This window comes from Campylobacter sp. CNRCH_2014_0184h (genome assembly GCF_025772985.1).
Taxonomy (GTDB): domain Bacteria; phylum Campylobacterota; class Campylobacteria; order Campylobacterales; family Campylobacteraceae; genus Campylobacter_D.
This window is the reverse complement of sequence record NZ_JAKMTB010000005.1, coordinates 59,889-71,769: the sequence shown is the minus strand read 5'-3', so window position 1 is coordinate 71,769 and position 11,881 is coordinate 59,889. Positions and strand designations below refer to the sequence as shown.

The window sequence follows — 11,881 nt, the reverse complement described above, 5'->3', positions numbered from 1 at the left end:
TCATTAATATTCTGTCTTAAATACATTAATAATTAGATATTATTCTATAATTTTTATTTTATATTTGGAAATTACATGAAAAAAGTGAAAAATAAAACTTTAGCCGAACAAGTATATGATGAACTAGAAAGAAGAATAGTTTTTTGTGAAATAGAACCTGGTAGTATTTTAACAGAACAGGGCATAGCAAATATGCTTGATGTTGGACGTACGCCTGTAAGAGAAGCATTATTGTTGCTTTCAAAACGTTATTTGGTGAATATATCAAAAGCAGGAATAATGGTTCCACAAATGAATGCTTCTTTACAAATGCAACTTTTGGAAGTAAGAAGAGTTATTTTGAAACTTTGTATAGAATGTGCTATAAAAAGACTTACTGAGGATGATAAAAAAGCTATAAATGAACTTTTAAATGAAATTGAAAATTATGATGAAATAAATTTTTTATCATGGCTTGATAAAAGACAAGATGTATTAGCTAAAGCTTCTAAAAATTATTTTATTTACGAAGAATTGAGAAACGTGCAAGGGATTTCAAGGAGATTTTGGTATCGCTATGCTCAAAATAGTCAACATGATATTGTAAAAGAAAAACACAAGAATATATTAAAAGCTGTGTATCAAAAAAACACAGAAAAAGCTTTGGAATATGTTGATGACATTATTGATTATTTTGAGAATTTTGTTAAACAATATTTGATTTGATATAATCATATAATAAGTATATATTCAATTTTACAACTAAAACTACCTTGCTAACTTATTTGATGTTTTAATCATAGGGATATCTTTTAAATATATTTACCAATATTCACATATTTACATGTTTTTTCAAGGTAAGAAAATATATAATATATTTATTGTCGTCATTAAGTATTTATTAAGTTTTTTTCCTATAGACTTGAAAATATAACAATACAAAAAGGAGTTGTATGTCAAGTAAAATAGCGGTTAAAACAAAATTATTCCCCTCAAAATCTCCATTAGAATGGGCGGTTGTATCAAATAATATTTTATATACAGCACAAATTCCTATTGATAAAAATGGAGAGGTTGTTACTGGTGGTATAGAAGCGCAAACCAAACAAGTTTTTTCAAATCTTATTCATACTTTAGAATGTGCTGGTTCTAAATTAGATGATGTGTTACAGATTTTAATTTATGTTACAAAAAGAGAAGATTTAAAATTTGTAAATTCGGTATATTCAACCTATTTCAATACAGTTTATCCAAATAGAGCTGCATTTATTGTTTCTGGTTTGGCTAGAGAAGAAATGCTGGTTGAATTTGTAGTTTATGCGCAAACTCATAATTAAAATTATAAAGGAGATAAAATGTTAGATTGTACTAAGGGTTTATATATTAATGGTCAATGGGTAGAGGGTGTTAATACTATAAAAAATATTAATCCATCTGATATTGATAATGATCTAGGGGATGTAGCACAGGCTGATAAAAAACAAGTAGAGCTAGCTATTGATGCTGCTAAAGAGGCTCAAGTTTCTTGGGAAAAAACTCCTTTAGAAGAAAAGGCAAATTTGCTTTATAAAATCGGTGAATCTTTAATGAATAGAAGCGATGAGATTGGAAAAATCATATCTTTAGAAGAAGGAAAAACAAAAATAGAAGGAAAAGGAGAAGCGTTTAGATCAGGTCAATTTTTTCAATATTATGCAGCTGAAGTATTAAGACAAATTGGGGAAAATGCAGCGTCTGTAAGAAGTGGTGTTGATGTTGAGATTACAAGAGAGGCTGTTGGTGTTGTTGGTATTATTTCTCCTTGGAATTTCCCTATTGCAACAGCTTCTTGGAAAATAGCTCCTGCTCTTTGTTTTGGTAATAGTATAGTATGGAAACCAGCTAATACCACTCCAGCTTCTGCTGTAGCTTTGACTGAGATTATTCATGAGCATGGATTGCCAAGTGGTGTATTTAATTTAGTTTTAGGTAGTGGTGGAGAAGTTGGTGAGACTATTATTAATTCTAGAAATATCAACGCACTTTCTTTTACTGGATCTGTTGATGTTGGTAGAAAAATAGCACGTGCTACGGCTGCAAATTTTGTTAAATGTCAATTAGAAATGGGTAGTAAAAATGCCTTAGTTATTATGGATGATGCAGATCTTGATCTTGCTGTTGAGTGTGCTATTGCAGGAGCTTTTTCAGGTACTGGACAAAAATGCACAGCAAGTTCTCGTTTGATTGTTATGGAAAGTATTCATGATGCTTTTGTTGAGAAAATGGTTTCTAGAATGAAAACATTAAAGGTTGGCCATTGCTTAGATGATGGAATTTTTATGGGACCAGTAGCCGATAATAAACAATTTGAATCTAATTTCAAATGGGTTCAAAGAGCTAAAGATCTTGGAGCGGAATTGGTATTTGGTGGTGAAAAATTATCACTTGATAAAAATGGTTACTATATGTCTCCTACTTTATTTATTAATACTAAAAATGATTGGGATATTAATCAGGAAGAAATTTTTGCTCCATTAGCATGTGTGATTAAAGCAAAAGATTTACAAGAAGCTGTTGCGCTTAATAATGGTACTCGTTTTGGATTGACTTCAGGGATTGTAACATCGAGTTTAAAAAATGCAAACATATTTAAAAAAGAAGCAAAAAGTGGTTGTGTTATGATTAATCTTCCTACAGCTGGAACAGATTATCATGTACCTTTTGGAGGCAGAAAAGAATCTAGCTTTGGTCCAAGAGAGCAAGGTTCTTATGCGAAGGAATTTTACACAGTTGTAAAAACAACTTATGTAAAAGCTTATTAAATGTTGTTTACAAAAAGGAGGTGGTTATGTTTGGGAAAGATATCATTATAGATGGTTTGCAATATTGCAAATGGGATAAAGAATATTTTAAATTTTTAAAATCAAGTGGTGTTAGTGCTGTGCATGTTACTTTAGTATATCATGAAAATGCTAGAGAAACACTCACTAGATTTGCCCAGTGGCATAGATTTTTTGAAGAATTTAATGAATATATATTGCCTGTTTTTTCAAGCGAAGATATTTTAAAAGCAAAAGCTCAAAATAAGGTAGGGATTTTTTTTGGAGCGCAAAATTGTTCTTTGATTGATGATGAAATAGGGTTAATATCTGTTATGAGACAGCTTGGTTTGTTGATTATGCAGCTAACTTATAATAATCAAAGCTTATTGGCTACTGGTTGTTATGAAAAAAACGACAGTGGTATCACTCGCTTTGGCAAACAAGCGATTGAAGAAATGAATAGGGTTGGTATGATTGTTGATATGTCTCATAGTAGTGATAGATCAACATTGGAAGCTATTGATATATCGTCTCGCCCTATATGTATATCTCATGCTAATCCTAAATTTGCGCACAATGGATTGCGAAATAAAAGCGATGAGGTGATAAAAGCTTTAGCTAAGAGAAAAGGTTTGATAGGTTTGTCTTTATATCCTTTTCATTTGCCAAATGGAAGTGATTGTACATTGGATGATTTTTGTAAAATGAGTGCTGATTTGGCAGATATGATAGGGGTTGATCATATAGGTATAGGAAGTGATTTATGTTTAAATCAACCATTAGATGTATTAGAATGGATGCGCAATGGTAGATGGTCTAAGATAAAAGATTATGGCGAAGGTAGTGCTACTAATTCCACATGGCCTAAAAATGTGTCTTGGTTTAATGATTCTAGTGGCTTATATAATATTTATAAAGGATTGATTAATTATGGGTTTTCTGAGAATGATGTAAAAAAAATCATGGGTCTTAATTGGCTTCATTTTTTACAAGATGGCTTAAAAGCTCAAACTTGCTAAGGAGTTAAAATGTTAAACAGTGCTCCTAAAAACAATACTCGTATTGATAAGTTGACTTTAATTTGTAGTAGTGGATTTTTGATGATATTTGTTGTAATAGCTTTAATTGATTCAAAGTTACTTAGTGCGATCGTTGAGTTTGGTTTTAATGTCTCAGCAAAATACTTTGGTGCTTATTGGCAAATTTTACTACTTTTGACTTTTATTATTGGGATCGGGCTTAGTTGGGGAAGAACAGGCGGCGTAGTTTTGGGTAATATTAAAAATCCTGAAATGAGTACATTTCAATGGATATCTATTATTATGTGTACTTTACTTGCAGGCGGAGGTGTTTTTTGGGCTGCTGGAGAGCCTATAGCTCATTTTGTTTCTCCATCTCCTGTATTTGGAAATACTAGTAATATTTTTCAAAAAATCACAGAAGCTCTAGCGCAATCTTACATGCATTGGAGTTTTTTATCTTGGGCTGTTTCTGGAACTATTACCACAATAGTGCTAATGTATTTACACTATGAAAAAGGCCTTCCTTTAAGACCTAGAACTATTCTTTATCCTATTTTTGGTGATAAAGTTATACACGGATGGATTGGTTCTTTAATAGATGCTTTTTGTATTGTGGCTGTTGCTGCTGGTACTATAGGACCTATAGGATTTTTAGGTTTGCAAATTTCTTATGCACTAAATATGATTTTTCAAATACCAGATAATATAATTACTCAAATGAGTATTATTATTTTGGCTATTTTAGTTTATACTATATCTTCACTTAGAGGTTTAGCAAAAGGCATTCAAATTCTTAGTAAATGGAATGTTATTTTAGCTGTAGGTTTGATGTTTTTTATTTTTATTTTTGGTCCTACAAAATTTATTTTGGATGTTTATGTTCAAGGTGTTGGAACTTTGATACAAAATTTTATACCTATGGCTACTTATAGAGAAGATACTGTTTGGCTTGCATCTTGGACTTTGTTTTTTTGGGGGTGGTTTTTAGGATATGGTCCAGTATTGGCTATCTTTATTGCTAGAATTTCAAGAGGTAGGACTTTAAGAGAGCTTATTATAGCTGTGAGTATATGTGCACCAATTATCACAATGTTTTGGTTTACTATTGTTGGTGGAACAGGATTGTATTTTGAAATAGAAAATCCAGGCAGCATAAGCTCTGCTTTTAAAGGTTTTAATATACCTGCTGCGTTAATAGCAATAACACAGTCATTGCCATTGTCAACATTTATTTCAGCATTATTTTTGATATTAGCAGCTATTTTTATTATTACAACTGGTGATTCTATGACTTATACTATGAGTGTTATTGTTAGTGGGAACACTGAACCTAGTAAGCTTCTTAGAGCTTTTTGGGGAATTTTAATGGGGGTATTGGCAATTATTTTAATATCTATCGGACAGGGGGGAATTTCGGCTTTACAATCATTTATAGTAATTACTGCTGTGCCTGTTTCATTTATATTATTACCAACCTTATGGAACTCTATACAGATTGCAATTAAAATGGCAGATGAGCAAAATTTACGTTAATACAAAAAAGGAGACAAAATGAAAAATGATATGAAATTAAGAAGTCCACAAGAAGTCATGTCTTTAGAAAGACTAGGCTCTATGCACTCATCTAGACTTAGTTTTACTAGAACTTTGATGAGGAAAATTGCTCAAGAAAAATGGGTATTAAAAAATATTTTATGGGATTTAGATGATAAAGGATTTGGTGATGTAATATATCAAGTTAGAACACCTCATGGAATATATCATCTTGTTATATTTGCTAATTATATAAAAGATGAAGAAAGAAATGATAGAGTTATAGCAAATAAGTGGGATGTCACTTTTACTTTTGTAAATGGAGAAATTGATAGTGGATTATTGACTGTTTTAAAAGAAAATGTTCCACTGCAAGAAGCTGGTAGAAATTTTAACAATGCTTTTGTTTTAGCAAGGGCTAATAAAAGTGTAAGAATTTTTGAATATATTGTTAATTCTTTAGCTAATGGAAAACAACCTGATTTAGATGAACTAGCTAAAGTTGGTTATATATTAAGAACCACAGCTGTATATGGAAGTGGAAAATTTGGAATTTCTGATTTTGATAATCTGCAAAAAAATGGAGATTTTTCTCAGTCATTTTCTGCTGAAATGTGCGCTGTTTATATTGTAAGGCAATTTAGTTTAGATTGGGTAAATTATATAGCCAAACAGCGTTGCGGAGATAAAGCTGTAGAACTTGATAGAGATATTCAAAGATATTTAGGTGTGGGAAATGCTACTGGACTTGGTATGGCTCCTTATTTGATTAAACACCCAAAAGTTGTTGATAACTGGCTTTATCAAAGAGAATTAGCTTTGTCAAAAGTTATGCAACAAAAGCTTGATATGAGTAAGGCTAAAGAATTGATTGATTATTTAAAAAGAGCAAGTTTACATCTTAAAGAAATAACAACAATAGATTCAAGGCAAGATAATTTAAACAAAATAGCTTCAAGTGAGCTTTCTTATATAGTAAAAGAAATAAAAACAAAAATAAATGCTTCTATGGTTATTGAGGAATTTGTAGAATATACAAAAAAATATTCTTTGGAAGCACAAGAAATCGTACTTTCGTGTTTATTAGAACTGTATCCTGAATTAGTTGATATACACGATAAAATGATGACAATCGATGAAACTCCATTAGAACTTACTGGTGTTAAAATTTCTGAAATTAAAAATGTAATAGAGAAAAAATATGATTGGGCTTTAGGTATTAATTTTGAAAATCCTGAAAATAATTATTGGTTTTGGTATATATCTGAAGAAAAAGAAGAGCCTAGGCTTGGAGTAAGAGGTATTGATAATGGAGATGAGCTAGAACAACCTTTAGATATTGCTAGGCAAGTGGTTAAATTTTACAATGCTTTAAAAAATCAGGATGATTATTTACATATAAGTAAATTTTTACTAGAAAACCCTTGTTTTACATCTATAGCTAGAAGAGTTTGGACTATGGGAAATTGTGTAATGGGTGATATAAGAGCTAATGTTTTAGCAAAAGACTTTTTGCCTATGCATCTTTTAAGAGCTAAATTGTCTATGTTTGGTGCAACAAAGTATGATCCAAGATCAGATAGATGGGTTCAAGTGACATTGTTTCAGAATGCACCTTTAATGGATGAAATTCATGCTAATGAGTGGATGTTTCCATTATTGCCAAAAAATAAGCATAGTGTTTGTGATTTATCTAATAATAATGTTTATGTTTCCAAAAACGAACTTAAAGCTGCTTGTATTAAAGCTTATAATGGATTAAAATTAAATCTTGGAGAAGCTGATTTAATTGCATCTATGGTTATTGACATGCAAATGGCTGGATTAAATGGATTATCAAATTTTCTTAAAGCTGCACCTTATTTGAAAAGCGACAATTTAGATATAACATTAAATATTACAAATGAGTATTTAAGTGTTGATCTTAATCATCATAGCATATTATGTCATATTCAAATTATTATTGCGTATGCGCTTGATTTTTTAAATCAATATAATTCTTTAAATATAAAAATTTCAAAATGTTATAATAGGTGTTTTGTGTATTCTCAGTTAAAAAGATTATCAAATAAAAATTTATATGTTAAAGCTTATTGGTATGACATAAAGCAATCTCAGTATGTGGAATACTTTATAAAAAATAATGAAGATTTTCCAGATATTTTAATGAAAAATATACCTTGTGATTTAGATGAAAGAGCGCTTTATATTGAAATTTCTAAAAATCCTTTAATCAGAAATGATGAGAATGTAAGTATTTCTCATGATATTATTGAAAAAAATTACGAAGAGAGTGTTCAAAAAGGCATCTTGCTACAAAAGAAAGAATGGGAGGAACTGTTGAAATATACAAAAGGAATTATGGTTCAATCTAGTGAGCAATCAAGAAAAGATGCTGGAGGTGTGGTTGAATCCTGATGTTTATGATATTGCAATATAATTATATTGCAATATCATGATATAGGAGTTAAAATTGAATTTAAAAAATATTTTTTTGATTGTTTGTTGTACGCTCAGTTTTGCTATAAATGCAAATGCGTTAAGTGAGGGTAAAGAGTATATTACTTTAAAAACACCTATCCCAAATGCACAAAATTCTCTAATAGAGGTATTTTCTTATCGTTGCATTCATTGTTACACCCATCATCAATTTCACACTTTGGCAAAGGTTAAAGAGGTTTTGCCAAATTTAAAATATGATCTTTTTTCGGTAAGTTCTATGAGTGAGTATGGTGGGGCTTTAAATGAGATGTTTGCTTTAGCTTCTTTTAAAGAAAAAGCTTTAGGTTTAGATGTTACTAGTGAAAAAAGTCTTACTTATAAGCTTGCTGATGTGTATTTTGTAAGTCATTTTGAGCAAAAGTTAAATTTAAATGATCTTGATTTGTTTTATAAAATAGGTTTAAATGCTATTGGTGCTAGTAAAGAAGAATTGCAAAAATTTTTACAAACTAAAGAAGCCAAAGAGCTTTTAGTTGCTTATGATGTGGCTAATGAAATTTCAAGAAATTATGGCACGCCTGCTTTTGTAGTAAATGGTAAGTATCAAATCAATCCTGAATACATTACTTCTTTAGAAGAACTAATCCGTATAATTAAAGAACTTTCAGTTAAATAATGCCTTTATTTTAAAGGTGTTATTGATCTTATAAAGGATAAGCATGAAAATTAAAAAAATCATCAGCTTAAGCTTGCTAGCTAGCATGGTTTTAGCGCCAAATTTAGCTTTAGCTGTAGGTGGAGTAAGCGGAGCTAAGATAGACTATCAAGTGCAAGGAAAAATTGGAGCTATAAAGCTCAATCCTTATGGTTTATCCCCGCTTAGTGCTGTGATTGTAGATGGAGGATATGAGTTAAGTGATGTGAGTGTGACTATAGTTCCAAAGCCAAATGGACAAACTATATCTTATAAGGTAAGTTCTAATAAAATTAAAACTTATGGAGGAATTCCTATTTTTGGACTTTATCCATCGTATTTAAACACAGTAAAAGTAAGCTATACTAAAAGTGCTTTTGGAAAAAGTGAAAAAGTAATAGATGAGGTATATAAAATAGCAACAGGTGGGGTAAATATAGAGCCAAGTGGAAGTCTTATGCAAAGAGGTGTGCCTTTTGAAAAAGTGGAAGTACTTAAAGTAGATAAAGAATTTGAAGATAGATTATATCTAGTAAATAATACTCCAGGAAAATACAGCGCAAAAAGCTCTCAAGCTATATGGAATAATCCAAGTGGTGGTGCTTTAGAATGGGATGAGGCTTCTAATGCCTTCATTGTCGATACAAAGGGTGAAATTCGTTGGTATTTAGATAATGATAAGCTAATGGATAAAAATAATATTTATAATCGTGGTATTATGATGGGCTTTAGACAAAACTCAGATGGGGCATTAAGCTTTGGGTTTGGTCAAAGATATGTAAAATATGATTTAATGGGTAGAGAAATTTTTAACCGCATTTTACCTTCTTCTTATATAGATTTTTCTCATTCTATGAGTCAAATGCCAAATGGTAATTATCTTTTAAGAGTAGCTTTGGCTAATGTTAAGCGTCCTGATGGTAAAAATGTGCGCTCAGTGCGTGATGTGATAATAGAAGTTGATAAAAATGGCAATGTGGTAGATGAGTGGAGGCTTTTTGAAATTTTAGATCCATATAGAGCTAATATTATCAAAGTTTTAGATCAAGGTGCAGTTTGTTTAAATGTAGATGTTTCAAAAGCGGGTAAAACTCTAAGCAATGAAGAATTAGCCAAAATGGATACAAGTGAAATTTTTGGGGATATAGCAGGCACTGGAGTAGGGCGTAACTGGGCTCATGTAAATAGCATAGATTATGATCCAAGTGATGATAGCATTATCATTTCAAGTCGTCATCAAAGCGCTATTATAAAAATCGGCCGTGATAAAAAAGTAAAATGGATATTAGGAGCGCATAAGGGCTGGGGAGAAAAGTATAAAAAAGCACTTTTACAACCCATTGATAAAAATGGCAAAAATATAATTTGTGAAGATGATTATAGTAAATGTCCTGGTTATAAAAATATGGAAGGTGGCTTTGATTTTATATGGACACAACACACTGCTTTTAGAATAGATGAAAAATCTAATAAAAGATATATTTACATTACAGCTTTTGATAATGGCGATGCAAGAGCTATAACACAACCTGCTTTTGCTTCGATGAAATATTCAAGAGCGGTTGTATATAAAATAGATCAAAAAAATAAAACCGTAGAGCAAATTTGGGAATATGGCAAACAAAGAGGTAATAAATGGTTTTCGCCTATTACTTCTTTAGTTGAGTATTATAAAGATAAAAATTCGATTATGGTTTATAGTGCTAGTGCTGGTATGGCTTTTGATTTAAGCAAGGGTGTTGCTATAGGAGAACCAAAACCTGAAATAGATGAGTTTAAATGGGGAGCTAAAGAACCTTCAGTACAAATTCGCTTTAGTGGAGCAAGTACTGGTTATCAGGCTATGCCTATTGATTTAGAAAAAGCATTTAAATAAAAAAGGGCTTTAAAATAAGCCCTTTGATTTTATAAATATCCTGCACCTAAAGCTAAGAAATAACCTACTATACAAGAAACAATTACACCAATTAAACCTGGTAAGATAAAGCTGTGATTGATAACAAATTTACCTATTTTTGTAGTACCTGATCTATCAAATTGTATAGTTGCAAGATCGCTTGGATAGGTTGGTAAAATATAATATCCATAACAAGCTGCTGCAAAAGCAATGATAATACCTGGTTCAACACCAATACCTAATGCAAGTGGCACAAAAGCTGCAATTGCTGCTGCTTGAGAATTAACAAATTTAGAAATTAATAAAAGCATAACTGCATAAGTCCAAGGGTGTTCTATAACAATATTTCCTAAAGATTCTTTCATCATAGGAGTGTGTACTGCAAACATAGTATCTGCCATCCAAGAAATTCCAAAAACAGCTACTAAAGCTATCATACCTGATTTAAAAATTTCATTTTTTGCAATTTTACTTGCATCAAGCTTAGTAAAGATGATAAGTGCCGCACCTGCTAAAAGCATGAACATTTGAATTACTGCAACCATATTCATAGGTTTAGTAATGCCTTTTGAGGTAAATTGTGGTCTAAGTTCTGGGAAGGCTCCAAGTATAGCCACTATTGCAATAGCACCTAAGAAAATCCACATAGCTACCCATTGAATAGTTGGAAGTTTTTGTCCAAGAAGAGTTTTGCTATCACCATAGATGTATTCTCTTTGTTCTGGATCTTTAATTCTAGCTTGAAATTCTTCATCTTTATCAAGATCTTTTCCTCTAAACCAAGAAAAAATTCCTATAGCTAAAACGCCAACTAAAGTAGAAGGTATAGTAATAGCAAGTAAATCTACATAGCCATCAAATCCTGCTAAAGGATGTTTATTAATTTCTGGATTTAAAAGCAATGCGGTTAAGCTTACAACAGCAACTGAAACAGGACTTGCTATAACTCCAAGTTGAGAAGAAATGCTAGAAGCAGCCATTGGTCTTTCTGGGCGTATGCCGTTTTTAATAGCAATGTCATAAATAATAGGCATCATAGTATAAACAACATGTCCGGTTCCACAAAGCATGGTCAGAAAGCAAGTTACAAAAGGAGCTAAGATGGTTAAAAATTTAGGATTTTTTCTTAAAACTCTTTCTGCAATTTGCAACATTACATCTAAACCACCACTAGCTTGTAAAGTTGCACTAGCAACAACAACAGCTAAGATAGTAAGCATAACATCAATAGAAGGTTTTCCAGGTGCTACAGCAAAACCAAAACTTAAAACTAATAAACCTATACCGCCTAACAAACCTAGAGCGATACCGCCTTTTTTTGCCCCATAAAAAAGACAAATGAGAACTACGGCTAGTTGGATACTAAATTGAGTGCCTTCGCTAAGGCTAGTTAGCATTTCCATACTCTCTCCTTGTTTTTAAAATATGCGAGAGTATAGTGTAATTTTTATTAATAGTAAATAAAATTTTTTCTTATTTAAATAAATATTTACCAATATTTTGAATTTGTTTG

9 protein-coding genes are annotated in these 11,881 nt (G+C 31.2%); 8 read left to right on the top strand and 1 reads right to left on the bottom strand.

Translation table 11 applies throughout. The annotated features are described in order from the left end of the window. Positions 1-75: 75 nt before the first annotated feature. The 8 genes from L8X36_RS06005 (at position 76) to L8X36_RS05970 (ending at position 10,347) form a co-directional block, all read left to right on the top strand. Positions 76-705: a GntR family transcriptional regulator gene (locus L8X36_RS06005; RefSeq protein ID WP_263663994.1), complete on the top strand. Its 630-nt coding sequence runs from the start codon at positions 76-78 to the stop codon at positions 703-705. A gap of 227 nt (positions 706-932) precedes the next feature. Then, a complete protein-coding gene (locus L8X36_RS06000) occupies positions 933-1,316 on the top strand; it encodes a RidA family protein (RefSeq protein WP_263675187.1) in 384 nt (127 codons plus the stop codon). Positions 1,317-1,334: 18 nt separating this feature from the next. After that, entirely contained in the window at positions 1,335-2,780 is a 1,446-nt protein-coding gene (locus L8X36_RS05995; RefSeq protein ID WP_263683032.1) for an aldehyde dehydrogenase family protein, read from the top strand. Positions 2,781-2,806: 26 nt separating this feature from the next. Beyond that, entirely contained in the window at positions 2,807-3,799 is a 993-nt protein-coding gene (locus L8X36_RS05990; RefSeq protein WP_263678876.1) for a dipeptidase, read from the top strand. 9 nt (positions 3,800-3,808) lie between these two features. Further along, positions 3,809-5,335, top strand: a complete 1,527-nt coding sequence (locus tag L8X36_RS05985) for a BCCT family transporter (protein WP_214126123.1) — start codon at positions 3,809-3,811, stop codon at positions 5,333-5,335. 18 nt (positions 5,336-5,353) lie between these two features. Then, positions 5,354-7,753 (top strand): DUF3726 domain-containing protein, encoded by a 2,400-nt coding sequence (locus L8X36_RS05980; protein ID WP_263683030.1) that lies wholly within the window; start codon positions 5,354-5,356, stop codon positions 7,751-7,753. A 55-nt stretch (positions 7,754-7,808) separates the two neighbouring features. Further along, complete coding sequence (locus L8X36_RS05975) at positions 7,809-8,453, top strand: thiol:disulfide interchange protein DsbA/DsbL (protein ID WP_263683029.1); 645 nt, start codon at positions 7,809-7,811, stop codon at positions 8,451-8,453. Between the two features lie 43 nt (positions 8,454-8,496). Further along, entirely contained in the window at positions 8,497-10,347 is a 1,851-nt protein-coding gene (locus L8X36_RS05970) for an aryl-sulfate sulfotransferase (protein ID WP_263683027.1), read from the top strand. A gap of 29 nt (positions 10,348-10,376) precedes the next feature. Here the strand turns inward: L8X36_RS05970 and L8X36_RS05965 are convergent, their stop codons facing one another. Beyond that, positions 10,377-11,771: an anaerobic C4-dicarboxylate transporter gene (locus L8X36_RS05965; protein WP_263683026.1), complete on the bottom strand. Its 1,395-nt coding sequence runs from the start codon at positions 11,769-11,771 to the stop codon at positions 10,377-10,379. Positions 11,772-11,881 lie beyond the last annotated feature (110 nt).

Coding starts and splice junctions, on each gene's coding strand:
- L8X36_RS06005 (WP_263663994.1), top strand. CDS start 76: ATGAAAAAAGTGAAAAATAAAACTTTAGCCGAACAAGTATATGATGAA.
- L8X36_RS06000 (WP_263675187.1), top strand. CDS start 933: ATGTCAAGTAAAATAGCGGTTAAAACAAAATTATTCCCCTCAAAATCT.
- L8X36_RS05995 (WP_263683032.1), top strand. CDS start 1,335: ATGTTAGATTGTACTAAGGGTTTATATATTAATGGTCAATGGGTAGAG.
- L8X36_RS05990 (WP_263678876.1), top strand. CDS start 2,807: ATGTTTGGGAAAGATATCATTATAGATGGTTTGCAATATTGCAAATGG.
- L8X36_RS05985 (WP_214126123.1), top strand. CDS start 3,809: ATGTTAAACAGTGCTCCTAAAAACAATACTCGTATTGATAAGTTGACT.
- L8X36_RS05980 (WP_263683030.1), top strand. CDS start 5,354: ATGAAAAATGATATGAAATTAAGAAGTCCACAAGAAGTCATGTCTTTA.
- L8X36_RS05970 (WP_263683027.1), top strand. CDS start 8,497: ATGAAAATTAAAAAAATCATCAGCTTAAGCTTGCTAGCTAGCATGGTT.
- L8X36_RS05965 (WP_263683026.1), bottom strand. CDS start 11,771: ATGGAAATGCTAACTAGCCTTAGCGAAGGCACTCAATTTAGTATCCAA.